Genomic DNA, 24,757 nt, shown 5'->3' on the forward strand with positions numbered 1-24,757 from the left:
GTGCCGTATAAGGCGCGCATGATGATCCCCTTCTACAAGATGCACGGGTTGGGCAACGATTTCGTCGTCATGGACGAACGGACGGAACGCTTCGGCCTGACGCCCGCGCGGATCGCGGCGCTGTCCGACCGTCATCGTGGAATCGGCTGTGACCAGTTCGTTGTTCTGCGTCCGGCCTGCCGGGCGGGGGCGGATGTGTTCGTCCGCTTCTTCAATGCCGACGGCAGCGAGTCCGGGGCCTGCGGCAACGCCTCGCGCTGCGTCGCGGACCTGTTGCGGCAGCAGGGGGGCGGGGCATCGTCCGTGTTGCAGACGCAGGCGGGCCTGCTGGCGGCCCGGATCGACGCCCCGGGCGAGGTCACGGTGGACATGGGCCCCCCGGCCCTGGGCTGGCGCGACGTGCCCCTGGCGTGCGAGATCGACACGCTGCATCTGCCGATCGACGGCGACCCGGCCGCCGCGTCGATGGGCAACCCGCACGTGACCTTCTTCATGACCGACCTGCCGGACCCGCATGAGGCCGGGCCGGCGCTGGAGCGTCATCCCCTGTTTCCCGAACGGGCGAATGTCGGCTTCGCGCGCATCATGTCGCGCGGGGCGCTGCGCCTGCGCGTGTGGGAACGCGGCAGCGGCCTGACCCTGGCCTGCGGGTCGGGGGCCTGCGCCACGGTGGTGAACGCCGTCCGTCGCGGACTGGTGGATCGCACCTGCCGGGTGGACATGGACGGCGGGTCGCTGACGATCACGTGGCGCGCGGCCGACGACCATGTGCTGATGACCGGCCCGGCCGTCACCAGCTTCGTCGGCACCGTGGATCTGGACGGCTACCCGTCATGACCAAGCCCGAGATCCTGACTTTCGGCTGCCGCCTGAACACCTACGAAAGCGAGGTGATGCGCGGCCATGCGGCGGGGCTGGAAGACGTCGTCATCGTCAATACCTGCGCGGTGACGGCCGAGGCCGAGCGCCAGGCCCGGCAGGCGATCCGCCGCGCCCATCGCGACCGGCCGGACGCCCGGATCGTCGTGACGGGCTGCGCGGCCCAGATCGACCCGGAACGCTGGTCGGCGCTGCCCGGCGTCACCCGCGTGCTGGGCAACCGCGAGAAGCTGGAGGCGGCCAGCTGGACGACGGCGGCGATGGCGGGTGGCGACGCGGTGTCCGACATCATGGCGGCGACCGAAACCGTCCCGCATCTGGTGACCGAATTCGCCGGGCGGACACGTGCCTTCGTCGAGGTGCAGCAGGGGTGCGACCATCGCTGCACCTTCTGCATCATCCCCTTCGGCCGGGGGCCGTCGCGATCGGTGCCGGTCGGCGCGGTGGTCGAGCAGGTCCGTACCCTGGTCGCCTCGGGCTATCGTGAAATCGTGCTGACGGGCGTGGACATCACCTCGTGGGGCGGCGACCTGCCTGGACAGCCCGCGCTGGGCCAGCTCTGCCGCCGGGTGCTGGCCCTGGTGCCGGAACTGGAACGCCTGCGCCTGTCCTCGGTCGATCCGGTGGAGATCGACGACGATCTGTGGCGCCTGCTGGAGCACGAGCGGCGGTTCATGCCCTATCTGCATCTGTCGCTCCAGGCCGGGTCGGACATGGTGCTGAAGCGCATGAAGCGCCGGCATCTGGTTGACGACGTGGTGCGCGTCCTGGACCGGGCCCGCGCCTGCCGCCCCGATATCGGCATCGGCGCCGACGTGATCGCGGGCTTCCCGACCGAGACCGATGCGCTGTTCGACGAGACCCTCGATTTCGTCCGCTCCCAGCGCCTGCCGTACCTGCATGTCTTCCCCTACAGCGAACGGCCCGGCACTCCGGCGGCCCGGATGCCGGCGGTGGCGGTGGCGTTGCGCAAGGAGCGCGCCGCCCGCCTGCGCGCGGCCGGGCAGGCATCGGCGGCGGAGTACCATGCCGGGCTGCTGGGCCGGCCCCTGCGCGTGCTGCTGGAAACGGCGACCAGCGGTCATTCCGAGGAATTCGCGCCGGTGCGGCTGGCCGGCGCGCCGGCTGAGGCCGGGCAGATCGTGACCGTGCGGGCGACGGCGGTTGACGAAAACGGACTGGTGGCGGAAACCCCCTGACATGGCACTTGGTTTTTTATCCCGCCTGAAGGCAGGCCTGTCCCGCTCGACGCAGAAGCTCGGCGGCGGCATCGCGGCGGTGTTCACGCGCCGCAAGCTGGACGACGCGGCGCTGGAGGAGCTTGAGGATCTGCTGATCGCGGCGGATCTCGGCCCCGCAGTCGCCGGGCGCGTCATCGAGTCGTTCCGCAGCTCTCGCTTCGGCAAGGAGGTCACGGATGACGAGGTCCGCGACGCCCTGTCCGCCGAAATCGCGCAGGTGCTGGAACCGGTGGCGGTGCCCTTCGTTCCCGACCCCGCGCGCAAGCCCCATGTGGTGCTGGTCGTCGGCGTCAACGGCACCGGCAAGACGACGACCATCGGCAAGATGGCCCGCTATTACGGCGAGCAGGGGCTGCGGGTCATGATGGTGGCGGGCGACACGTTCCGCGCCGCCGCGGTCGAGCAGCTTCAGGTCTGGGGCCAGCGCGTCGGCGCCCCCGTCATCGCCGGTCCGCCGAACGCGGACGCGGCCGGCCTGGCGTTCGAGGCGCTGAAGCGCGCGCAGGCCGAAGGCGCGGACCTGCTGCTGATCGACACCGCCGGCCGCCTGCACAACAAGGGCGCGCTGATGGAGGAACTGGCCAAGATCATCCGCGTCATGCGCAAGTTCGACGAGACCGCGCCCCATTCGGTGCTGCTGGTCCTGGACGCCACGACCGGCCAGAACGCGATGGAACAGGTGCGGGTGTTCAAGGAACTGGTGAACGTCACCGGCCTGGTGGTGACGAAGCTGGACGGCTCCGCCCGGGGCGGCATCGTCGTGGCGCTGGCCGATGCGTACGGCCTGCCGGTGCACGCCGTGGGCGTGGGCGAACAGGCCGAAGACCTGCGCCCGTTCTCGGCCGAGGCGTTCGCGCGGGGGCTGGTGGGGGATTCGGTGCGCCTGACCGCGCGTGACGAAGCCGCGGGCGACGAGGGCGAGCAGGGCGAAGTTTGATATCAAGGTCGGGCGCTGCCCGAACCCGCCAGGGCCTGAGGCCCAGGACCCCGATCGTGGATGAAACGACCGGGTTTCGGGGCAGCAGTCCTGAGGACTGCCGCCCCGATGTCCGTCACAGAGGCAGGATGCGTTCCGACAGTTCGCTCAGCGCCTGGATGCCGGGCAGCGTCTTGCCTTCCAGCCATTCCAGGAACGCGCCGCCGGCGGTCGAGGTATAGGACATCTGGTCCGCCACCCCGGCATGGCGCAGCGCGGACACGGTGTCGCCGCCGCCCGCGACACTGGTCAACTGCCCGGCCTGGGTCCGCCGCGCCACTTCGGCCGCCAGTTCGTTCGTGGCGGTATCGAAGGGGTGCAGTTCGAACGCGCCCAGCGGCCCGTTCCACACCAGCGTCTTCAGCCCGACGATCTTCCGGGTCAGCAGCCTGACCGTCTCGGGCCCCGCGTCCAGCACCATCGAATCGGCGGGGATGGCATCGACCGGCACGGTCCTGGTCGGCGGGTCGGCCCGGAATTCGGTCGCCGTCACGGCGTCGACCGGCAGGACGATCTCGCATCCCCGTTCCGTCGCGCGGGCCATGATCGTACGGGCGGTGTCGTGCATGTCCGCTTCCTGCAAGGACTTGCCGACATTGACCCCCTTCGCCGCGAGGAAGGTATTGGCCATCGCCCCGCCGACGATCAGGACGTCGACCTTGTCCAGCAGGTTGCCGATCAGGTCCAGCTTGGTCGAGATCTTGGCGCCGCCGACGATCGCGCCGACCGGATGGACCGGGTTTTCCAGCGCGACGTTCAGGGCGTTCAGTTCGGCCTCCATCAGCCGCCCGGCGAAGGACGGCAGGAAGCGGGCCACGCCCTCGGTCGAGGCATGGGCGCGGTGGGCGGCGGAAAACGCGTCATTGACGTAATCGTCCGCCAGCGCGGCCAGCGCCTTCGACAGGTCGGGGTCGTTCTTTTCCTCGCCGGCGTGGAAGCGCGTATTCTCCAGCACCAGGACGTCGCCGTCTTTCAGCGCGGCGACGGCGGCCTCGGCCACCGGGCCGATGCAGTCGTCGGCAAACGCCACCGGCCGGCCCAGGGTCTTGCCCAGGGCGGCGGCGATCGGGGCCAGGGACATTTCAGGCACCCGCTTGCCCTTGGGGCGGTCGAAATGGCTGACGACGATGACCCGTCCTCCCTTGTCCGCAAGCTCGCGGATGGTGGGGGCCAGACGCTCGATCCGGGTCAGGTCGGTAATGTGCCCGTCACGGACGGGCACATTCAGGTCGGCGCGCAGCAGGATCTTGCGTCCCGCCGCGTCCAGCGTATCGAGCGTCTTGAACGAGACGCTGCCCATCACAGCGACCCGAACAGGGCGGCAGTGTCCGACATCCGGTTGGAGAAGCCCCATTCGTTGTCGTACCAGCTGCAGATCCGCACCAGCTTGCCGCCGTCCACCAGCGCCGTTTCCGTCGCGTCGAAGGTCGAGGACGCGAGGGTGTGGTTGAAATCGGTGCTGACCAGCGGTTCGGTGTTATAGGCCAGGATGCCCTTCAGCGGCCCTTCGGACGCGGCCTTCAGCATCGCCGCGTTCACTTCCTCGACCGAAGCGGGCGGGCGCGCCGGCACGAAATCGAGCGAAACGAGCGAGACGTTGGGCGTGGGCACGCGAATCGCGGTGCCGTCCAGCTTGCCCTTCAGGTGCGGCAGCACCAGCCCCACCGCCCGGGCCGCACCGGTCGAGGTCGGGATGATGTTCATCGCCGCAGCGCGGGCGCGGCGCGGGTCCTTGTGCAGCGTGTCCACCGTGCGCTGGTCGCCGGTATAGGAATGGATGGTGACCATGTAGCCGCGTTCGATCCCGAACGTCTCGTCCAGCACCTTGGCGACGGGCGCCAGGCAGTTGGTGGTGCAGGACGCGTTGGAAATCACGGTCATGTCGCTGGTCAGCGTGTCGTGGTTCACGCCGTAGACGATGGTGGCGTCCACATGCGTGCCGGGGGCCGAAATGATGACTTTGCGCGCGCCGGCCTCGATCAGGTGGGCCGCCTTCTCCTTGGTGGTGAAGCGGCCGGTGCATTCCATGGCGACGTCGACGCCGTCGAAGGGCACTTTCGTCGGATCGGCCTCGGCCGACACGGCGAGCGTGTAGGTGCGGCCGTTGGCGGTGATGACGATTGAATTGCCCTCGACGCGGACCTCGGCGGGAAAACGGCCGTGGATGCTGTCGTAGCTCAGCAGGTGGGCGTTGTCGGCGACGCTGCCCAGATCGTTGATGGCAACGGGCTCCACGTCGGTGCGCCCGCTCTCGATGATTCCGCGCAGGACCAGGCGGCCGATGCGGCCAAAACCATTGATCGCGACTTTGACAGCCATTCTATTTCTCTCCCGTGTGAATTCAGCTACGGACCGTCGTCCGATATAGGGCGGCATCCCCGGTCAGGGACCGCACGCGGCCGCCTCCAGCTTTCTGCCCGGACGGCGATGGAAAGTCACGTCCCGTCTCAAGGACCAGGCGGTGGGCGGTGTCTCGGATCCGCTCGGCGGTGATGCCCAGTCGGCGGTAGAGTTCGCTGGACGGCGCGGTTTCCCCGAACCCTTCCATGCCGATGAACACGCCGTCCTGGCCCAGCCAGCGTTCCCATCCGAATCCCGACGCGGCCTCGATCCCGATGCGCGGGGCGGTACCCAGCACCTGTTCGCGGTAAGCGACGTCCTGAAGGGCAAACAGTTCCCAGCAGGGCAGCGAGACCAGGGCCGCGTGAATCCCCTCGCGCACCAGGTGGTGCAGGGCCTGCCGGGCGATCGGGACCTCGCTGCCGGTGGCGATCAGCGTTACCTGACGCGGTCCGCGCGCTTCCTCCAGCACATATCCGCCGCGGGCGCCGGTGCCGCCGGCGCCACGCGGGCGGCGGGGGCGCGTCTCGGCCGCCCCCGGCATCAGCGCGTCATCCGCCAGCACGGGGCAGAGCGTCATCAGGCTGGGTCCCTCGGTCCGGCGCAGCGCCAGTTCCCAGCATTCCATCGTCTCCCGCCGGTCGGCGGGGCGGAACACCGCGACGTTGGGCATCGCCCGCAGGCTGGCCAATTGTTCTACAGGCAGCCATCCCGCCCCGTCGGGACCCAGCGCCAGCCCGTCGTCGGTCAGCAGATAGATGACCTGCCGCCGCATCATCGCGGCGAAGCGCAGCGCCGGCCGCATGCGGTCGATGGCGACGAACGTCGTGGCCCCGCACGGGATCAGCCCGCCGTGCAGCGTGATGCCGTTCAGCAGCGCCGCCAGGCCGTGCACGCGCGTGCCGCAATCGGGCGTCGCCTCGCCCCGGCGCGCCGTTCCCGTCAGTTCGATTCCCCGTCGGGATGTCAGGCAGAACAGTTCGGGGATCAGGTCCCGCAGGATGTCCAGCCCCTGTCGCGCGTGCGCCACCGTCGTGTCCGCCGCCCCGCCGCCCACCGGGCCGCCGGGCAGCGTCGGCGCGCGCGGTCGGTTGGCGCGCAGGGGGGCGGGCTGCAGTGTCGTGGCATGAAGGGGCGCGCTGGGCATATGCCACGACCGCACCCAGTCCTCGCGCCAGAAGGCGGGCAGGCGGCCCTGGGTCGTGCGTTCGAATTCCGACCGGTGCCGATGCTTGGCCAGGCGCCGCAACCAGGACCGGCGGGCCGATGCCCCCCGGCGCGCCGCGGGCGCCCACAGCAATGTCGACAGATCGCCCTCCGGGCCGGTCGCGGCCCGGGCCGGCGGCGCGGCCTCCGCCGCCACGGTGCACGCGATGACGCAGGGCTTGCGCGCGCGCAGCGCGGCCGACAGGGCGGCGTGCACGGCGTCGGGGTCCTCGGCCGCGATGGTGCGCACCGACCAGCCGGACGCGGCGTAGCGGGCGAGGGTGTCCTCGGCCTCTTTCTTGTCCTCCGGGGCGATCTCGAACAATACCGTGACCCGGTCCAGCGCCATCTGGCCGGCCAGCATCGCGGCTTCCAGGGCGACGCCGGTGGACAGTTCCGTTCCGCAGGACAGGACCCAGATCCGATGATTGACGATCGACCGTCCGAACCGCGCGGCCATGTGCCGTTCGGCCAGCGCCATGCCGATCGCCGCGCCCAGCCCCTGGCCGCTGGAGCCGAACGCCATTTCGACGGCCGGGTGGGTGCCGTATTCCACCAGGGCCTCGCCCGGCGCGGCCGTCTGTCCGGCCAGGCGCATCATCGCCTGCAGCAGCGGCCGGTGACGTGTGGACGAGACGATGAAGCGGTCGCGGTCCGGCCAGTCGGCGCAGGTGGGGTCGAAACGCAGGAACTGGTTCCACAGCACGCAGGTCGGCGTGGCCATCGCGCCGGCCTGCGCGGCGGCGGCCGGGTCGGGGCTGGCCGTGTGGATGAAGGCCTGCACCGCGTCACGCAGGGCGTGGATGGTCAGGGCATGGATGGTCTGTGCGTGGATCGCCTGGGCCGGAACGGCCTGTCGCACGGGCCGTTCCGGCGGAGCAGTGTCCGGGACCGGCACAGGCGTCTCGGTTTGCGCGGTTTCCATCCGTGGGCCTGCCTTTCGTCGGTAATGAGGCTACCGACGACGAAAGAGGTATCCGATCGCTATAGGGGCGCGGGGGGTGGGCTGCAAGTCGCGCTCTAAACGCTCTTGCTCCGTGCGGCGTATGCTGTAACCGTGCGTCGCCATGTTCATCCGTTGTCGTCCCGACCCGATTATGCTCGCCGCGTCCGTGGCGGGTGCCCTGTGCCTGGCGGGATGCGACCTGGTGGACCAGCGGACCTTCGATCCGCGGGCCAGCCGTCCGCCCGTGCCGTTCGTGCCGCCCGGCCCGCCGGGACGCCCGCCCATCCCCCCGCTGGTGGAAATCGGGGCCGGGACCCCGCCGGGGCAATGGCAGCCTGCCCTGAAGGGGGCCGTGGCGCGGGCGCGGGCACTGAAACCCAACGTTCTGTTCCAGGTTACGGTGCTGGTCCCGGCCGGCCCGACGCCGCAGCAGGAACGCGCCGCCCTGGCCCACGCGGTGACCACCGACGGGCAGGCCGTCGCCGCCGCGATCGTCGCGGATGGGGCAGCGGCGTCGCAGGTGGAAATAACCGCTATGTCGGATTCGTCGGTGACCGCCGGCGTAATCCGGGTGTATGTGCGATGAACCGAACCGACATCCGCATGACGGAAGCGGACGAACTGTAACGGCGACAGCCGCGTGGGGCCCGCATCCGGGACCCGAACACCGGACGGCGTCGCAGGAGAATTCGAGAGTGGCCAGTATCGACGTAGGCGGACACCCTTTCTACAGGTTCTGCCGAACAGCGCTGCAAGATATTCGCCGACAGGGCCGTTATCGTCAGTTCACCCCCCTGGCGCGTCAGGCGGACAATTATCCGGTATATGACCGCGCCGTCCCGGCGGTTCAGCCGCCCGAAGGGCGCGAGGTCGTGGTCTGGTCCGCCAACGACTACCTCGGCATGGGGGTCGAGCCCGCGGTTGTCGAGGCCGCGATCGACGCGATCCGCGCGCACGGCGCGGGCGCCGGGGGCACGCGCAACATCGCCGGCACCAGCCCGCTGCATGCCGAGCTGGAGGCCGAAATGGCCAGCCTGCACGGCAAGGAGGCCGGGCTGCTGTTCGTGTCGGGTTATGTCTCGAACCAGGCGAGCCTGCAGACCATCCTGACCAGCATGCCGGGCTGGATCTGCTTTTCCGACCGGCAGAACCATGCGTCGATGATCGCGGGCATCAAGGGCGCACGCGGGGCGTCGTGCGTGATCTTCGAACATAACGACCTGGCGGACCTGGAAGCGAAGCTGGCGGCCGCGCCGAAGGATGCGCCGAAGCTGATCGCGTTCGAGAGCGTCTATTCCATGGACGGCGACATTTCCGACATCGCCGCGACCTGCGCGCTGGCACGGAAATACGGCGCCATGACCTATCTGGACGAGGTCCACGCCGTCGGGCTGTACGGCGCGCAGGGCGGCGGCGTCTCCGAACGCGACGGCATCGCCAGCCAGGTCGACATCATCGAGGGGACGCTGGCCAAGGGGTTCGGCGTCCATGGCGGCTACGTCACCGGCTCGGCCGAATTGATCGATTATCTGCGGTGCGCCGCGTCGGGCTTCATCTTCACCACGTCGCTGCCGCCCTCTGTCGTGGCGGCGGCCCTGGCCAGTGTCCGGCTGGTCCGCAAGGACGGCTGGCGGCGCGAGAAGATGTTCGAGCGGGTCGAGGCGTTTCGCACCCGGCTGCGTGCGGCCGGCGTGCCGTTCATGCAGACGCCCAGCCATATCGTGCCGATCCCGGTGGGCGACGCCGACCGCTGCACCGAGATCAGCCGCCGCCTGCTGTCGGAATACGGGCTGTATGCGACGCCGATCAACTACCCGACCGTGCCACGCGGCACCGAACGGCTGCGCCTGACCCCCGGCCCCTTCCACACCGATGAGATGATGGACGGGATGGTGGCCGCCCTTGCGACCTTGCTGGGCGTTTCGGCGGACCGCACGGTCCAGGACGCGGCGGCCTGACACGCGCGGGGCGCGGGCCGATTGGCCCACGCCCCGCGCGCCGGCAGGGTCGTTCAGCCCTTGCGGACCTTGGCGATGGCGCTTTTCAGGTCGTCCAGTTCGGCGGCGCCCGGGATGACGTATCGGGCGTCGAACACGAAGGTCGGCGTCCCCTCCATGTTGATCGCCTGGGCCAGCGCCGTATTGTCGCGCAATGTCGCGGCGACGGCGGGGCCGGCCATGTCGGTTGCCAGACGGTCGGGGTTCAGTCCGGCCTGGGTCGCCAGGACGCGGATGCGCGCGGCGTCGGGCTTGGTGCTGTCCGTCATGACGGCGCGCTGCATGCGGAAATAGGCGTCCTGGCCGCCCTGCAGGGACGCGGCGACAATGGCCTGCGCGGCCAGCAGGCTGGCGGGTCCCAGGACCGGAACGATTTTTTCCACGACGCGCACGTCGCGGTCATCGTGGACCAGGCGGTCCAGGTCCGGCAGCACCTTGCGGCAGTAGGGGCAGCGCGGATCGTAGAATTCGACCACCGTCGTGCCGCCGTGCGGGTTGCCCAGAATGGCGTCCGTGGCCGCGGGCGTGGTCAACGCCGCCCGGTTCGCCGCCAGGGCGTTGCGGGTCGATGCCTGCTGCTGGGCCTCGGCCCCCGCGCGCAGGGCGGCGATGGCGTCGGTCAGGATGGACGGATCGGTCTTCAGGGCGGTCCTGACGATGTCCACGATCTGCTGCCGCTGGGCCTCGGTGAAGCCGCCGGCGTCGGCGGCCCGGGCGCCGCCGCCAAAACCCAGCAGCGACGCCGCCAGCAGCGCGGCGGACAGGCTGCGCCCCCGCCGGGACGGCATGGAGGCGCGGGGGCGGACGGTGGGGCGAAGATGCGGCAAGGATGTACTCCGGGTGTCGGGTCGGATGCCCGCCGTCTGTAAAGCAGAACCATCCGGGGCGGAAGGGTGGCATGTCGCGTGTTGCCGCCGTTCCAGAAGACCGCTAATTCCCAAGGAGCCCGGTGGTTCGTGTCGGGGCCGGTGCGGTGGTTATGGAGAATTTGTGAGTGCGTGAGCGTCCCCTGAATCCCCCCGTCCGTCGATATGGGGCCATGCTGGCGTCGACCGTCCTGGCGGCCGCGCTGGCCGGCTGCGGAACATCGCCGGTCAAGACGGTCAGCAGGACGCTGTTCGGTGGCGGAGAGTCCTCGCCCTATCTCAGCGGCTATATCGGCAATGTGGTGGCGGACGAACCCCAGGCGGCGATGGCCGCGCGGGATGTCCTTGCCCGGGGCGGCAATGCCGCCGACGCCGCTGCGGCGATGGGCATGACCCTGGCCGTCACCCTGCCGTCGCGGGCGTCGATGGGCGCCGGCGGCGCGTGCCTTGCCTACCGTCCGGGCGATGCACAGGGCGGTCGCGCCTTCCTGTTTACCCCCGTGGCGGGGGCAGCCGCGACGAATGCGGGGACGACGGCCGCGGGCGAACGGGTGGACCGGCCCGCCGCCGTGCCGATGCTGGCGCGGGGCCTCTATCTGATGCATCTGCGCTATGGCAGCGTGGAATTCGGCGAAACCCTGTCTCCCGCGCTGGGCCTTGCGCGGAACGGCATGACGGTCGGCCGGGGGCTGGCGAACGATCTGGCGGCCGTCGAGGCCCCGCTCATGGCCGATCCCGGCGCGCGGGCGCTGTTCAGCCGCAACGACGGCAAGATCCTGACCGAGGGCGATACGCTGGTCCAGTCCCGCCTGGCCGGCGTGCTGGAACAGATCCGCAGCGTGGGTGTGGGCGATTTGTATAATGGCGCGCTGGCGGCCTCGTTCGTCGCGGGCAGCCAGGCATCGGGCGGCGGGTTGGTGTCCGCCGACCTGCGGGGCGCGGTCCCGGCCGAGACGCCGCCGTTGACCGTCATGTCGGGCGGAACGACGGTGGCCTTCCTGCCGCCGCCGGCCGATGGCGGCCTGGGCAGCGCCGTGGCCTTCCACGCCCTGTCCGCCGGCGGGCAACCGGGGCAGGTCGCGCAGGCGGCGGTCGCGGCCTGGCGTGCGCGCATGCCGGGGGGCCACGACGCCGACGACCTGGTGGCCCAGGCGCAGGCTCTGGTGGACTCCGGAACCGTCGCGGGCGGCGGCGCCCTGCCGCATCTGCCGGCCTCGACATCCTTCGCGGTGGTGGACCGTCACGGCGGGGCGGTAGCCTGCGCCCTGACGATGGACAATCTGTTCGGCACCGGTCGCCTGGCCGGCAGCACCGGCATCGTCATGGCGGCCTCGCCGCAACGCCTGCCGCGCCCGCTGCTGACCGCGGCGATCGCCAGTCAGGACAGGGGCTTCAGGGCCGCGGTGACAGGCTCGGGCCAGAACGACGCCGCCGACGCGGTGGCGGCGGAAATGCAGCAGGTGCTGGCGGGGCAGGACCCCGGGGCGCGGCCGGTCACGGCCAACGGCCGCATCAACGCGATTTCCTGCCCCCACGGCCTGCCGGGCGGCGAGGGAAGCTGCGTCGGCGGAACCGACGCGCGCGGGGTCGGCCTGGCCGTGGGGTCGGAGTGACGCGGCCCGCGCGCCGCTTGTAGACGATCATGTTTTGTTCTAGCTTTTCGTGGCTGGCCTTTCGCACGCGGGATGTGAAAGATTCGGGCATTCACGGCATTGGAATGGGGTAAGGGCGATGGCGCAGGCACCGGGCATGGACAAGAGCAAGGCGCTTGAGGGCGCCCTGAGCCAGATCGAGCGGGCGTTCGGCAAGGGGTCGGTCATGCGTCTGGGGGAACGCCCCAACGAACAGGCCGACGTAATTTCCTCCGGGTCGCTGGGGCTGGATATCGCGTTGGGAATCGGCGGCCTGCCGCGCGGCCGCATCGTCGAGATTTACGGTCCCGAAAGTTCGGGCAAGACGACGCTGGCCCTGCACGCCATCGCCGAGGCGCAGAAGAAGGGCGGCACCTGCGCCTTCATCGACGCCGAACATGCGCTGGACCCCGGCTATGCGCGCAAGCTGGGGGTCGATGTCGACAATCTGCTGATCAGCCAGCCGGATGCCGGCGAACAGGCGCTGGAGATCGCGGACACGCTGGTGCGTTCGGGGGCCATCGACGTGCTGGTGGTGGACAGCGTGGCGGCCCTGGTGCCGCGGGCCGAACTGGAAGGCGACATGGGCGACAGCCATGTCGGCCTGCATGCGCGCCTGATGAGCCAGGCGCTGCGCAAGCTGACGGGTACGGTGTCGCGGTCCAACACCATGATGATCTTCCTGAACCAGATCCGCCTGAAGATCGGCGTGATGTTCGGCAGCCCGGAGACGACGACGGGCGGCAACGCCCTGAAATTCTATGCCTCGGTGCGGATGGACATCCGGCGGATCGGGTCGATCAAGGACAAGGACGAGGTCGTCGGCAACCAGACCCGCGTGAAGGTCGTCAAGAACAAGATGGCCCCCCCGTTCCGGCAGGTCGAATTCGACATCATGTATGGCGAAGGGATCAGCAAGATGGGCGAACTGGTCGATCTGGGCGTCAAGGCGGGCATCGTCGAGAAATCCGGCGCATGGTTTTCCTATGACAGCCAGCGGATCGGGCAGGGGCGGGAAAACGCCAAGACCTTCCTGCGCACCCATCCCGAGATGGCCGCCGATATCGAACGTCGTGTCCGCGAACAGGCCGGTGTGGTCGCCGAGGCGATGCTGGTGGCGCCCGGCGAACAGGATCTGGCTGACGCCGCCGAGTGATCGGGTGCGCGCATGGCCGGTAGAGGGCGGCCCGCCCGCGCGGGCGGGCTGACGGGCGTGCGCTTCGGCTGCGTCTGCGGGTTTCGTGCGGCCCTTGCGGTACTGCTGTGCCTGGGGGCGTGCGCGCACCGGCCGGATGGGGATTCGATCGACATCCCGCCGCCGAGGCTGGCCGCGGCCGGCGACGACGGGGACGGCCCGTCCTCCTCGGGTGGGTCGGGCAGCGGGCCGGGGGGCGAGGCGGCGTCTTCTCCCGATGCCGTGGCCGCACGACAGCCGGATTATCGGCCGCTGCCCGATGCGCCCGGAATGCAATTGATTTCATCCGGGTACGATCCGAACGCCAGCGACGACGATGCCGCCCAGAAAGAGGACGGCAAGCATTACGTCGTTCCCGACACCCAGGTCAGCTACGGGCCTCATTCCGGTCGGCAATCGGGATACGGCCATTAAATGCGCGGGCCGCGGCTGACGCGGTCATTGTTCCTGCGTCGGTCTGCTGTCTATTGTTGCGCGAAGCAACAGCAAGAGGGCGGGAAGCAACATGATGGGACATGCCGTCAGGATTTCCATTCTTGGCAGCGTTGGTCGAGGTTGGTCTCGCCACCAATAAAGTGGTCCATGTCTATCCTTTCGACACGCATGTCGCGCCACACGACAGCTATCTCAACGACATCCGCATCATCGGTCGCCATGTCTTCGTCACCGATTCCGGCACAGGGGCAATTCTGGTGCTGGATCGCGATACGGGTGCGGTCCGCCGGTTGTTGGCCGCCAGCCCTTTGACGAAGGCCGATCCGTCGATCGTGCCGCATGTCGACGGTCGTCCGCTGGGCGGCGCCGACGGCAAGGCGCCCCGGATCAACGCCGACCAGATCGAACTGTCGGCCGATCGCCGGACGCTGTTCTTCATGTCGCCCTTCGGCCCCAATCTGTACCGGGTCGCGGTGTCGGACCTGCTGGACACGACCTTGCCCGAGGCGGAACTGGAACGGCGCGTGCGGGTGGACCGTCGCGTGCCCCCTGTGGGCGGGCTGGTCATGGACAGCCACGACACGCTCTACCTGTCCGAGATCGAAACCCACTCCATCCATGCCGAAGATTCGCGGGGTCGCACCTTGTGGCGGTTGACCGATCCACGCCTGGACTGGCCGGACGCCTATTCGATTGCCCCCGATGGAACGGTGTATCTGGCCGTGGCGCAGGTGGATCGCCTTCCGGGATTCCATGGGGGGACCGACGGCCGGCATGCCCCTTACCTATTGTTCAGCTTCCATCCCGGTCAGGGCGATCCGCACTGACGGGAGGCTGGCGGGTCGTCGCGCCAGTCACGTCTCTGTCAGGGTTGCGGGATTTTATGGCGGTTGGCCGCCATTCGCGGGGCACGCCGATTATAGAGGCGGCCGGGACGGCGGGCAGGCACTGGATTGCGGTCCGTGATGGTGTTACGCCGCCTGGGAACGCGACATGATCCTGGGACGCGCCTTCCGGAGGAACGGAAACATGACAGGCCAGACGACACGGGGCTGCGGCTTTCCGTCCCGGCGATAGAGAATGGCGTCAGATCTTCTGCCCTGGGGGCAGTCCGTGTTCCGTGAAAGTGAGACGGCGGTACCATATCTGACCTTTTCGCGGTCGGAATGGGCGGCCCTGCGTGCGAATGTGCCGCTGTCCCTGTCCGAGGACGAGATCGCGGCCCTTCGCGGCCGGAACGAACCGGTATCGCTGGCCGACATCACCGAGATCTACCTGCCGCTGTCGCGCCTGCTGAACCTGCATGTGACGGCGCTGCGCAGCCTGAACAGCATGGTGGAAAGCGCGTTCCTGGGCTGTCCCCGGATCACGGTGCCGTTCATCATCGGCATCGCCGGCAGCGTCGGTGTGGGCAAGAGCACCTTTGCCCGCCTGCTGCAGGCGGTCCTGTCGCGCTGGCCCGATCATCCCCGGGTCGATCTGGTGACCACCGACGGCTTCCTGCTGCCCACGCGGGAACTGGAGGAACGCGACCTGATGCAGCGCAAGGGCTTTCCCGAAAGCTATGATTTGCGCCGGATGATCGCTTTCCTGGCGGCGGCGAAGGCGGGAGAGCGCCACCTGCAGGTGCCCTATTACTCGCACGACGCCTACGACATCGTGCCCGATCGCTTCCAGGTCGTCGACCGGCCCGATATCCTGATTTTCGAAGGGCTGAACGTCTTGCAAACCGGCAGCGAGCGCTCTGCCGTGGCGTCGGATTTCTTCGATTTCTCGATCTATCTGGATGCCGCGACGGCGGATATCGAATCGTGGTACGTGGACCGCTTCCTGCTGCTGCAACGCACCGCGTTCCGCAAGCCGACATCCTATTTCCATAACTACTGCGACCTGCCCCGGGACGAGGCGGAGGCCCTCGCCCGCAGGATCTGGCACCGGATCAATCTTCCGAACCTGCAGGCCAACATCCTGCCGACGCGCGAACGCGCCCGGCTGATCGTCCGTAAGGAACGGTCGCATGCGGTCGGCGAGGTCCGGCTACGTCACCTCTGACCGCGCCTTGGTAAACGTCCGCCGGGCAGGCTGGCCTGCGCCGGCGGTCTGGTTCGGGGTCAGCGTTGCCGTTCGATATCCGCGCCGCCACCCGGCAGCGGGGCGTCGCCCTTGATGGTCAGCGTGGTGCCGTCCCACGACAGGGTACGCAGCATGCGGTCCATGACACCCTGAACCAGGATGGACTTGCCGTCCGGCGCGAAGATCAGGCCCTGCGGCCATAACGTGCCCGGTGCCTGCGCCAGCTGGGTCAGGTGGCCGTCCGCCAGCGACAACACCGTGACGACCCCCCGGTCATGATAAAGCGGCGAGGTCGGGACGACGGCGGACCCATTCTGGGACACCACGGCAACGAAGCGGCCATCGGGGGAGATATCCAGCCCTTCAGGCGCGTTCGGCACGACGACGCGCTGGATCTCGCGGATCGGCGATGCCGTCAGATCCAGCACGGACAGGGCGCCGGGCAGGCCCTCGCCATGACCCAGAATGCCCATGACGGCATAATGCCCGTCGCGGGTCAGGCGGATGTTCCACGGGCCGGGCTTGATATCCAGCGGCTGGGAGTCAACGGTGATGGTATCGCCGTCGATGTGCAGGACGAAGACCTTATCCCCCTTCCACAGGCTGACCAGCGCGCGCTTGCCGTCCGGGGTGATCGCCAGGCCGCCGGGGAATCCGGCCTCTACCGGCAGCGAAATGATTTTCCGGTCGCTGAGCTTGCGTCCGTCGAAACGGAACCACGTCAGCACGCCACCCGCCCCGTTGGCGACCAGCACATGCTTCTGGTCGGGCGTGATGCGCAGCGTGGTGGTGCCGGGGGCGGACTGCACCTGCTGGATCACGCGGGGCTTCGGCCCGGACAGATCGACGACGCTGATGCGGTCGTCGGGAACGATCTTGCCCTGCGTTGTGTCGGCCTTCGTCGCGGACGACACCAGCACGATCTTGCCGTCCGGCGTCAGTTCCAGACCGGTCGGCGGGCCGACGACGCTGACGGGCACGGCGACGCTGGACCGGACCGCCCACACCCCATTGGATCCCTGGTCCAGGACCGACAGCGTATCGGGCTTCAGCGGCTTGGGTAGGACCTGTACCCCGTTTTGCAGGATGGAATGGGCGTCATTGGCCGAAACGACGGTTTCGGCATGCGCGACGGTGGCCAGTGCCATCGTGGCGCAGAACGTGGACAGGACCCTGAAACGCATTGTTCACCTTGCAGACGTATTTATTTACATTCAGCTAAATTGATATCCGACAGGCATCGGGAATGAAATTGGGTAAACTTAATTTTATTCGAATATGATTTCTAGAATTTGTGTCTTAATGTGAACGGTTGCGAAGTGATTTTGTAGTATTTGTCGACATATTTCGTTACGTAATATTTTATATTTGTCTGTATGAGTATTTTGTTCAATATATATTCCGGTCTGGAGGGGGCGAGTAAAGCGACCCCTATCGCATTTGCGCAAGCACACCGTTCAGGATGTCGGCAAGGCTGGCCCGGTAGGAATCGGGACTGTTTTCCTGCATCAGGCGACGCAGCGCGCCATTGCGGACGGTCGTCCACAAGGCGGGATCGTCGTGAAGGGCCACGATGGCCTCGGCGAAACGTCGTGGATCGTCGGTCCCGCCGGACAGGATATCCTGCCCGTCCGTCCACCCCGTCTGGCTGCACAGCAGGTCGGTGGCGACGACGGGCAGGCCGTAGGATGCGGCCTCGTGAATTTTATAGGGCACGCCCCCGGCAAAGCGGGTCGGGGCGATGAAGACCCGATGCTGGTCGTAAAGCGGGGCCGGATCGTCCACCGGCCCCAGAAGCCTGACGCGGCTGTTGCCGGCAAATGCGGTGAAATGGACCGTGGCGCCGACATGGCCCGCCACCGATAGATGGTACGCCGGGGGCAGCAGTGGCAGGATGTGCGTCACGAACCAGTCCAGGCTGTCGTAATTCGGCGATCCCATGTCATGAATGGCGCCCAGGAACAGCATGTCCTTCCGTTCCACCCAGCGCCGCATGGTTGGTCGGGGCGTGATCATGTGTCCCAGGATCGAGATATTTTCAAATCCGGCCTGCCGCGCCAGGTCGGCGTCGTGCGCGTTGACCGTGACGAGCTGCTGGCAGAAATAGGCGCAGGCCAGTTCGGCAGCCAGCGCCTCGGGCAAGGGGGGCGGGGACGGCAGGCCCAGCAGCCGCGCGCGCGCGGCAGTGCGCGGGGCGGCGATGCATTCGGTATCCAGGATGAACCCGTCAACCGGCAAATCGACCGATGTCGCGGCCAGGGCGGGGAGAAGACGGTCCAGATTGTGGGTCCGGCCGACCCAGGTCAGATCGTAATAGCGCGACCGCCCGCGAACGAAATCGGCCAGCATATCGATGTTGCGGTCGTGCAGGATTTCGACGCTGTCGGGAAAATCACGATAGATCCCGGCCAGGCCATCGTCGGACGGGCTGACCGGAAAGAGGGTGACATGATAGCCAAGCTCCACCATCATCCGCACGATATCGTTCGAGCGGACATAGCCCGAACCCAGATGGCGCAGCGGGATCCGATCCTCGATATACAAAATCCGCCGGCGCGCCGGGCGGGCGGCCCGGGCGAATACGGCGTTTTCGTCGTTGCGCGGGTAGCAATAGCGCAGGAAATCGCGATGTTTCCCGGCAAACACGCGAAGGTTGCGCCTCATCAGCCCATGGGAAAAAGCGCTGTCCGATGACCCGTATTCAAGATGCCGGACGACGATCGCCGGATCGTAGACGATGCGGTATCCGGCCTTGCGCATGCGGACGCACAGGTCGACTTCCTCGTAATAGGCGGGCGAGAAGGCCGAATCGAACCCGTCCATGACGCGCAGGATGTCGCTGCGGACCATCAGGAACGCGCCGGAACAATAATCGACCTCACGGACGAAATTCGCCTCGGGCGCGGTCGGGTCCCGGTCGCGCAGATATCCGGCCGTGGTGCCGTCGCGCCAGATGATCGAACCCGCTTCCTGCAAGGCGCCATTGGTGCGGACCAGCTTCGCGCCGACCGCGCCGATATCGGACGCCGAGGTCAGCCGGCGCAGGGCGCGTCCGATGGCCTGATGCCCCAGCGTCAGGTCGTTGTTCAGGAACAGCGTGGCCGGCGCCGCGACATGGCGCAACGCCGCGTTGCAGGCATCGACATAGCCGATATTCCGCGCGAACCGGATAAGCCGCGCCCCGATCACGAAGCGTTCGAAATGGATCGTCTCATCCTTCGATCCGCAATCCACGACGATCAGGTCGATGTCGCCCGGCCATCCGGCCCGAACCGAGGCCAGCGCCTGCAGGGTCAGGGCGAAATGATTGCGGACCACGACGATCACGCTGACACCCGGGGCGCCACGCGGAGTGAAGTCGATGGGTTCGCGTGCATGCAGCAGCATCGCGTCCCGGGCCGTCTGGCGAAAGGCGGTCTTGGTCAGATCCTCGTCCAGTCGCGTCGCCGGTGTGGCGGACGGGTCATGTGGGCACGTCGCCAGCCAATGGCGGAAGATATCCGGATATCGGCCGGACTCGAGGTCGTCCCGAACGCTTCCCGAAGCCTGATACGCACGCAGATCGACGTCTTCATGTGGGCGCCGGTATTCACCCTGGCCATATTTCAGGAAATGCTCGTACCCCGAACGGAACATCCCGCGTTCCAGCGCGTCGTCCACGTCAGCGTGCGCGACCCGATAGTATTCTTCCGAAAACCATGGGCCGGCGCAGAAGAATGTCGGCGTCGGGTTGGCCAGGAAGTGATGCAGCGCGCAGGAATAGTCCCCCGCGGCAATCAGCGCGCCGATTTCCGGGTAGGTTTTCAGATACCAGACTGCATCGAAGCAGATCGAAACCGTGACCGCCGGCGGGACCCGGGGCAGGCGGCCCATGACATGGTGAAATGGCCCCGCCGCCCCGGCACGCACGCCGTCGAAACCGCCATCGGCCACGAATGCCGGGTCGAACAGCCAATGGCCGGTCTGTCCCGTGCGATCCCCTTCGGCCAGGTAATGATCGTACCCGTTGCGAAAGCCGCGTGCCGCAAGGTTCGCGTGGGACAGGGACGGGTCACGCTCCAGGTAATAGAATTCGTCGAACAGCCAGTGCGGGGATCTCTCGTGAAAACCCGTGGTCAGGTAGTGGACAAATCCGCTGGGAACGATGTCCTTCGCAATGGCGTCGGCAATGTCGGGATAGCGGGCGCGATACCAGGCCTCGTCGAAGAACCGGTTTGGCGAGTGGCCGAGGCCGATGCCAAAATCGCGAAAATAAGAGAGCACATCGTCATAGTCGAGGAAGACCATCTGCTCGGTGACGAAGGGATAGGCGGCCAGGTACCAGGCAGGGTCGAACTCGTACCAGGCGGGGCGGCGGCCGGGGACGGCGGTGGCTTCCTCCTGTTCGGCCCGAGTCACGGCGTGGCGGATATCCGTTTCGGTGCACCCCGTGCCCGTTGCCCGGTCGGCCAGGGCCAGGATAGGCGCGGTGACCGTCGGCGCCACCCGCATGTCGTCGATCGACAGGATGTGCTGCGCCCGGCACCCGGACCCGGTTTGCACATCCAGCCGGAAATGATCGACCAGATAGGTCATCCGCACATCCGCCGGCTGGGCGCAGGCATGGGCGAGACATCGCGTGGTCGCCTCAGCCACGACCGTTCCTGCGCCGTTCGCCAGCAGCAGGCGCGCCACACCCAGCAGCAACCCCACCAGGTCGTGGACCGTGTCGGGCGGCGAATCGGCATTCATGGTGCCACGGGCAGTCTGCTGCATGCGGGGGAAATGGCGGGAGGCTCCTGACCGGGCGGGCGAGGTGGAATTCCAGCCTATCGGCGGCGTTCTTAATGTTTGGTTATCCGCGTTGCCGGGGTAGCGTATCGGCGCAATGCGGCATCGGTGACGAGGGGGCAGGATGATCAGGGCAATCGGTTTGATGAGCGGCACGGCGTTGGACGGGGTGGATGCCGCCTGCATCGAGACCGATGGCGAGACGATCCACGCGACCGGACCGGCCGTCACCATTCCCTATCCGGCGTCCCTGCGCCGCCGCCTGCGGGACATATTGGACTGCGCCGCCAGCCTGTCGCCCGACGACGCCGACCTGCGCGCGGCCGAACGGGACATGACTCACCAGCATGTCGAGGCCGTGCGGGCCTTGGGATGCGACGCGGATCTGGTGGGATTCCACGGCCAGACGATCCTGCATCGGCCGGAGGAGGGGCGCACATGGCAGATCGGCGATGCGGCGCTGCTGTCGGGGGAAACCGGCCTGCCGGTCGTGCATGACTTCCGCAGCGCCGACATGGCGGCCGGCGGCGAGGGCGCGCCGCTGGTGCCGCTGTTCCACGCCGCGCTGACGCGGCAGATGCCCCGGCCGGTCGCCATTCTCAATATCGGCGGGGTGGCGAATGTCTCGCTGGTGGGCCAGGACGGCGCGCTGGTCGCATGCGATACCGGGCCGGGCAATGCGTTGCTGGACGACTGGGCGCTGCGCCATACCGGTGTTCCGTACGACCGCGACGGAAGGCTGGCCCGGGCCGGCCAGATCGATCACGCGGTTCTGGCGATCCTGATGTCGGACCCGTTCTTCGTGCGCGCGGCGCCGAAATCGCTCGACCGCCTGGCGTTCCACCAAGGGCTTGCGGCCTTGTCGCGCCTCTCCGCCGTCGATGGGGCGGCGACGCTTGCGGCCTTCACGGTCCGGGCGGTGGCCAGCCTGCCGCTGCCGTTCCAGCCCCGCCAGTGGCTGGTCTGTGGTGGGGGGCGTCACAATCCGGTGCTGATGGACGGGCTGCGGGAGCATCTGTCGGCGCCCGTGGCGCCCGTCGAAATCGTCGGGTGGAACGGCGATGCGCTGGAGGCCCAGTGTTTCGGCTTCCTGGCGGTTCGCAGCCTGCGCGGCCTGCCCCTGTCCGGCCCGGGGACCACCGGCGCGGCGATACCCGTGACCGGCGGACGGCTGGAAGCGCGCGGCGCGCCCGAGGCCGCGATGCGGGTGCTGAACCGGTGGCGCGCCACCTGAGCGTCAGGACGGCCCGGCGAAACCCTCAGGCATATCGGTCGTATGTCCTGCCGCGTCGGTGAGGGTCCTTTCCGGCATCGGCGTCGGGTCGCGGCCGCCGGAAAAATTCGATGATCAGTTGCATGGACATCAGGATCTGGCGGACCGTTCCCACCAGATTGCCGTCCTCGCCATATGCGCCGGCGGCGCGGAAGGCGGGAATCACGCCAGGCCGGCCGATCCGCCCGGCTGCGGTCATCATGTGGGCCTGTTGCCCGTTGGCGTGGATCGCCAGTTCGGCGTCGACAGTCTTGATGTTGATTCCAGCCACCGTGATCGCATGCATCCTGTATCGCAGAACGTAGACCCCTTCGTTCGCCATCGTCGTCTGCAACAGGTCGATGGGTGTCAGCACGTCGCCTTCATAGACGTGGGTCGCCGCTTCCCGTTCGAGGGACGGGCGCATGCGGGCGTGCAGTGGCGTGGCATCCGTCGGTACGGGAGGGTCCGTCATGTCCTTGGCCTCGGTCATGGGGAACTCCGCCGGGATCGGGTTTCGCTGTCCCGTCAACGGCGACGCCCATCCGGGGTTGCAGAGATGGCGGATATATGCCTGTGCGGCGGCTTTTGCCTGTAGGGCGGGCAATAGGATACGGTGGCGGCATGAACATGCCCCCGCCTGTCCCACCGCCTTCCGGCCTGGTGATTCGTCTGATCGCCTGCGCCGCGGGCATGGTCGTCGCGAATATCTATTACGCCCAGCCGCTGATCGCGCTGATCGGCCCGGATATCGGGCTGCCGGCGGCATGGCAGGGCAGCGTCGTCATGCTCACCCAGCTTGGCTACGGATTCGGGATGATCGGCCTGGTGTCGTTGGCCGACATCGTCGAAAATAGGCGGCTGGTGCTGGTTTCGCTGGCCTGCCTGTGCGTGGCCCTGCTGGGCTCGGCGCTGGCATCATCGGCCGTCGTGTTCCTGGCCATGGCGTTCGTCGTCGGGGTGTTCGCCACCGCGACGCAGGTCCTGGTGCCGCTGGCGTCGCATCTGTCGGCGGAACGCGATCGCGGTCGCGTGGTCGGCACAGTCATGGGCGGGTTGATCGGGGGCATCATGCTGGCCCGTCCGTTTTCCAGCATCCTGGCCGCCCATGCCGGCTGGCATGCGGTGTTCGTGGTGTCGTGCGGGATGATGCTGGTGCTGATGGTGGCGCTGGCCCGGAAGCTGCCCCGACGCCAGCCGGTCCATGACGGCCTGACATATGCGCATATCCTGGGGTCCCTGGGCGGCCTGCTGGCGCATACGCCGCTGCTGCGCCGGCGGGCGTTCTATCAGGGCGCGGCGTTCGCGGCCTTCAACATGTTCTGGACGGCGGTGCCGCTGCTGCTGGCCGGCCCGTCATTCCGCCTGGGCCAGACCGGGATCGCGCTGTTCGCCCTGGCCGGCGCGGGCGGGGCGCTGGCGGCACCGGTCGCGGGGCGGCTGGCCGACCGGGGACTGACCGACCGGGCCACGACCGGCGCGATGCTGATGATCGCGGGGGCGTTCGCGGCGACCGGGCTGGCCCTGGCCTGGCAGTCGCTGCTGTTGCTGGCGCTCGCCGCAATCGTGCTGGATGCCGGCGTGCAGACCAACCAGGTGGTCAGCATGCGGGCGATCTACATGCTGCGGCCCGAAGTGCGCGGCCGGCTGAACGCCCTGTTCATGACCATCGTCTTCCTGTCGGGCGCGGCGGGCTCGGTTTCGGCCGCCGCCCTGTTCCACGGGGCCGGCTGGGCCGACGTCGCCGTGGCGGGCGGCGGGCTGGCGATGGTGGCGCTGGCACGCCAGATCATCGCCGGGGAAACGTTCCGCCGCTGATATCCCGTCTCCGGACGCCTGCCTTTCAGCGGGCGGCGCCCTTCTGCGCGATCAGTGCGCGATAGACGTCGAGGTAATCCTCGGCCATGCGGCGGGCGGTGAAGCGTTCCTCGAACCGCTGGCGGATGCGCGCCGAATCCAGCTCCGGCAGGCGGGCGCAGGCGGTAACGGCTTCGTGTTCGTTATCCACGATCAGGCCGGTCAGGCCGTCTTCCAGTACCTCGGGCACCGATCCGCGCCGGAAGGCCACGACAGGCGTGCCGCAGGCCATGGCCTCGATCATCACAAGGCCGAACGGTTCCGGCCAGTCGATGGGCATCAGCAGCGCACGGGCACCCGACAGGAAGGCGGGTTTCTGCTGGTCGTTGATCTCGCCGATCAGTTCGACCCCATCCCCCAGCATCGGCAGAATCTCGTGGTCGAAATACTCGGCGTCCACCTTGTCGATCTTGGCGGCGATCTTCAGCCTGACCCCCAGGGCGCGGGCAATGCGGATTGCCTTGTCTACGCCTTTTTCCGGGCAGATCCTGCCCAGGAAGGCGAAGTAGTCGCGCGGTCCGGGTTGCGGCGTCAGCAGCTTCTCGGGCAGGCCGTGCAGCACCGTGCGGACATAATGCGCCTGCGGCAAGGGCAGGCGCTGGTTGTCCGAGATCGAGACGATCGGCACATGCGGGAAGGCATTGAAAACCGGCTGCAGCTCCATCAGGTCCAGCCGGCCATGCATGGTGGTCAGCATCGGCGTGGGCTGGCGGCTGAAATGGGTGAAGGGCCAGTAGTCCATATGGAAGTGAAGGATGTCGAACTGATCCGCCACCCGCGCCACCTGCTCCATCATCAGCATGTGGGGCGCGATCGGATCGCGGATCGCGGGATCCAGGCGCAACGCCTGCGGCCAGCAGGCGTTGAGGCGGGCGGAGGTCACGCTGTCGCCACTGGCGAACAGCGTCACGTCGTGGCCCATGGCCGTCAGTTCTTCGGTCAGGAAGGACACGACGCGCTCGGTCCCGCCATACAGCTTGGGGGGAACGGCTTCATGGAGGGGCGCGATCTGGGCGATACGCATGGGGCAGTTCACTTCTTTCTTGCGCATGAAAGGGGCAGGGGATGCGACCGTGCGACCGGGAAACGGCAA

20 protein-coding genes are annotated in these 24,757 nt (G+C 68.0%); 12 read left to right on the forward strand and 8 right to left on the reverse strand.

The annotated features are described in order from the left end of the window. Window positions 1-18 precede the first annotated feature (18 nt). The 3 genes from dapF to ftsY are packed head-to-tail and all read left to right on the forward strand — an operon-like array spanning window position 19 to window position 3,057. On the forward strand, window positions 19-837 hold the full coding sequence (gene dapF, locus HLH34_RS06160) for a diaminopimelate epimerase (protein WP_183118738.1): 819 nt from the start codon (window positions 19-21) through the stop codon (window positions 835-837). Further along, entirely contained in the window at window positions 834-2,078 is a 1,245-nt protein-coding gene (gene mtaB / locus HLH34_RS06165) for a tRNA (N(6)-L-threonylcarbamoyladenosine(37)-C(2))-methylthiotransferase MtaB (RefSeq protein ID WP_183118739.1), read from the forward strand. Before dapF ends, mtaB begins: the two co-directional genes overlap by 4 nt. Before the next feature lies 1 nt (window position 2,079). After that, window positions 2,080-3,057 carry a signal recognition particle-docking protein FtsY gene (gene ftsY / locus HLH34_RS06170; RefSeq protein ID WP_183118740.1) on the forward strand — a complete coding sequence of 326 codons (978 nt, stop codon included), beginning with the start codon at window positions 2,080-2,082 and terminating at the stop codon, window positions 3,055-3,057. A 115-nt stretch (window positions 3,058-3,172) separates the two neighbouring features. On the opposite strand, the gene HLH34_RS06175 is transcribed toward ftsY, so the two are convergent. From HLH34_RS06175 to HLH34_RS06185, 3 genes are read right to left on the reverse strand one after another with little or no spacing between them, the layout of a single operon-like run. Next, window positions 3,173-4,396, reverse strand: a complete 1,224-nt coding sequence (locus HLH34_RS06175) for a phosphoglycerate kinase (RefSeq protein ID WP_183118741.1) — start codon at window positions 4,394-4,396, stop codon at window positions 3,173-3,175. Next, window positions 4,396-5,415, reverse strand: coding sequence for a type I glyceraldehyde-3-phosphate dehydrogenase (gene gap, locus HLH34_RS06180; protein WP_183118742.1), 1,020 nt, complete (start codon window positions 5,413-5,415; stop codon window positions 4,396-4,398). Before gap ends, HLH34_RS06175 begins: the two co-directional genes overlap by 1 nt. A 22-nt stretch (window positions 5,416-5,437) precedes the next feature. Then, window positions 5,438-7,504: a transketolase-like TK C-terminal-containing protein gene (locus HLH34_RS06185; protein ID WP_342354499.1), complete on the reverse strand. Its 2,067-nt coding sequence runs from the start codon at window positions 7,502-7,504 to the stop codon at window positions 5,438-5,440. A gap of 235 nt (window positions 7,505-7,739) precedes the next feature. Between HLH34_RS06185 and HLH34_RS06190 the strand changes: the two genes are divergently transcribed. Continuing rightward, the gene (locus HLH34_RS06190) at window positions 7,740-8,174 is read left to right on the forward strand and encodes a hypothetical protein (protein WP_183118744.1); all 435 of its coding nucleotides are present in this window, start codon (window positions 7,740-7,742) and stop codon (window positions 8,172-8,174) included. A 109-nt stretch (window positions 8,175-8,283) separates the two neighbouring features. Further along, entirely contained in the window at window positions 8,284-9,546 is a 1,263-nt protein-coding gene (hemA, locus tag HLH34_RS06195) for a 5-aminolevulinate synthase (RefSeq protein ID WP_264784457.1), read from the forward strand. Between the two features lie 53 nt (window positions 9,547-9,599). On the opposite strand, the gene HLH34_RS06200 is transcribed toward hemA, so the two are convergent. Then, a complete protein-coding gene (locus HLH34_RS06200) occupies window positions 9,600-10,373 on the reverse strand; it encodes a DsbA family protein (RefSeq protein WP_183118992.1) in 774 nt (257 codons plus the stop codon). A 251-nt stretch (window positions 10,374-10,624) separates the two neighbouring features. Between HLH34_RS06200 and HLH34_RS06205 the strand changes: the two genes are divergently transcribed. From HLH34_RS06205 to coaA, 5 genes are all read left to right on the forward strand, one after another. Then, entirely contained in the window at window positions 10,625-12,064 is a 1,440-nt protein-coding gene (locus HLH34_RS06205; protein ID WP_183118993.1) for a gamma-glutamyltransferase, read from the forward strand. A gap of 118 nt (window positions 12,065-12,182) precedes the next feature. Then, window positions 12,183-13,238, forward strand: coding sequence for a recombinase RecA (gene recA, locus HLH34_RS06210; protein WP_182940201.1), 1,056 nt, complete (start codon window positions 12,183-12,185; stop codon window positions 13,236-13,238). A 12-nt stretch (window positions 13,239-13,250) separates the two neighbouring features. After that, entirely contained in the window at window positions 13,251-13,691 is a 441-nt protein-coding gene (locus HLH34_RS06215; RefSeq protein WP_240162171.1) for a hypothetical protein, read from the forward strand. 122 nt (window positions 13,692-13,813) lie between these two features. Next, entirely contained in the window at window positions 13,814-14,539 is a 726-nt protein-coding gene (locus HLH34_RS06220; protein ID WP_183118746.1) for an L-dopachrome tautomerase-related protein, read from the forward strand. A 253-nt stretch (window positions 14,540-14,792) separates the two neighbouring features. Continuing rightward, window positions 14,793-15,764, forward strand: a complete 972-nt coding sequence (coaA, locus tag HLH34_RS06225) for a type I pantothenate kinase (protein WP_183118747.1) — start codon at window positions 14,793-14,795, stop codon at window positions 15,762-15,764. Between the two features lie 59 nt (window positions 15,765-15,823). On the opposite strand, the gene HLH34_RS06230 is transcribed toward coaA, so the two are convergent. Continuing rightward, window positions 15,824-16,969 (reverse strand): lactonase family protein, encoded by a 1,146-nt coding sequence (locus HLH34_RS06230; protein WP_183118748.1) that lies wholly within the window; start codon window positions 16,967-16,969, stop codon window positions 15,824-15,826. Window positions 16,970-17,216: 247 nt separating this feature from the next. Further along, window positions 17,217-20,516 carry a glycosyltransferase gene (locus HLH34_RS06235; protein WP_183118749.1) on the reverse strand — a complete coding sequence of 1,100 codons (3,300 nt, stop codon included), beginning with the start codon at window positions 20,514-20,516 and terminating at the stop codon, window positions 17,217-17,219. 163 nt (window positions 20,517-20,679) lie between these two features. Here HLH34_RS06235 and HLH34_RS06240 point away from each other — a divergent pair, with 163 nt between their 5' ends. Further along, on the forward strand, window positions 20,680-21,789 hold the full coding sequence (locus HLH34_RS06240) for an anhydro-N-acetylmuramic acid kinase (RefSeq protein ID WP_183118750.1): 1,110 nt from the start codon (window positions 20,680-20,682) through the stop codon (window positions 21,787-21,789). Between the two features lie 25 nt (window positions 21,790-21,814). Here HLH34_RS06240 and HLH34_RS06245 read toward each other — a convergent pair whose 3' ends face one another. Beyond that, window positions 21,815-22,300 (reverse strand): bacterioferritin, encoded by a 486-nt coding sequence (locus HLH34_RS06245; protein WP_183118751.1) that lies wholly within the window; start codon window positions 22,298-22,300, stop codon window positions 21,815-21,817. 131 nt (window positions 22,301-22,431) lie between these two features. Here HLH34_RS06245 and HLH34_RS06250 point away from each other — a divergent pair, with 131 nt between their 5' ends. Further along, complete coding sequence (locus HLH34_RS06250) at window positions 22,432-23,625, forward strand: MFS transporter (RefSeq protein ID WP_183118752.1); 1,194 nt, start codon at window positions 22,432-22,434, stop codon at window positions 23,623-23,625. A gap of 25 nt (window positions 23,626-23,650) precedes the next feature. Here HLH34_RS06250 and HLH34_RS06255 read toward each other — a convergent pair whose 3' ends face one another. Then, window positions 23,651-24,688 carry a glycosyltransferase family 4 protein gene (locus HLH34_RS06255; RefSeq protein WP_183118753.1) on the reverse strand — a complete coding sequence of 346 codons (1,038 nt, stop codon included), beginning with the start codon at window positions 24,686-24,688 and terminating at the stop codon, window positions 23,651-23,653. Window positions 24,689-24,757 lie beyond the last annotated feature (69 nt).

The organism is Gluconacetobacter azotocaptans (assembly GCF_014174355.1).
Taxonomy (GTDB): Bacteria; Pseudomonadota; Alphaproteobacteria; order Acetobacterales; family Acetobacteraceae; genus Gluconacetobacter; species Gluconacetobacter azotocaptans.

Coding starts and splice junctions, on each gene's coding strand:
- gap (WP_183118742.1), bottom strand. CDS start 5,415: ATGGCTGTCAAAGTCGCGATCAATGGTTTTGGCCGCATCGGCCGCCTG.
- recA (WP_182940201.1), top strand. CDS start 12,183: ATGGCGCAGGCACCGGGCATGGACAAGAGCAAGGCGCTTGAGGGCGCC.
- dapF (WP_183118738.1), top strand. CDS start 19: ATGATGATCCCCTTCTACAAGATGCACGGGTTGGGCAACGATTTCGTC.
- HLH34_RS06250 (WP_183118752.1), top strand. CDS start 22,432: ATGAACATGCCCCCGCCTGTCCCACCGCCTTCCGGCCTGGTGATTCGT.
- mtaB (WP_183118739.1), top strand. CDS start 834: ATGACCAAGCCCGAGATCCTGACTTTCGGCTGCCGCCTGAACACCTAC.
- HLH34_RS06235 (WP_183118749.1), bottom strand. CDS start 20,516: ATGAATGCCGATTCGCCGCCCGACACGGTCCACGACCTGGTGGGGTTG.
- HLH34_RS06240 (WP_183118750.1), top strand. CDS start 20,680: ATGATCAGGGCAATCGGTTTGATGAGCGGCACGGCGTTGGACGGGGTG.
- HLH34_RS06190 (WP_183118744.1), top strand. CDS start 7,740: ATGCTCGCCGCGTCCGTGGCGGGTGCCCTGTGCCTGGCGGGATGCGAC.
- coaA (WP_183118747.1), top strand. CDS start 14,793: ATGGCGTCAGATCTTCTGCCCTGGGGGCAGTCCGTGTTCCGTGAAAGT.
- HLH34_RS06255 (WP_183118753.1), bottom strand. CDS start 24,688: ATGCGTATCGCCCAGATCGCGCCCCTCCATGAAGCCGTTCCCCCCAAG.
- HLH34_RS06175 (WP_183118741.1), bottom strand. CDS start 4,396: ATGGGCAGCGTCTCGTTCAAGACGCTCGATACGCTGGACGCGGCGGGA.
- HLH34_RS06230 (WP_183118748.1), bottom strand. CDS start 16,969: ATGCGTTTCAGGGTCCTGTCCACGTTCTGCGCCACGATGGCACTGGCC.
- HLH34_RS06245 (WP_183118751.1), bottom strand. CDS start 22,300: ATGACCGAGGCCAAGGACATGACGGACCCTCCCGTACCGACGGATGCC.
- HLH34_RS06200 (WP_183118992.1), bottom strand. CDS start 10,373: ATGCCGTCCCGGCGGGGGCGCAGCCTGTCCGCCGCGCTGCTGGCGGCG.
- HLH34_RS06205 (WP_183118993.1), top strand. CDS start 10,625: ATGCTGGCGTCGACCGTCCTGGCGGCCGCGCTGGCCGGCTGCGGAACA.
- HLH34_RS06215 (WP_240162171.1), top strand. CDS start 13,251: ATGGCCGGTAGAGGGCGGCCCGCCCGCGCGGGCGGGCTGACGGGCGTG.
- ftsY (WP_183118740.1), top strand. CDS start 2,080: ATGGCACTTGGTTTTTTATCCCGCCTGAAGGCAGGCCTGTCCCGCTCG.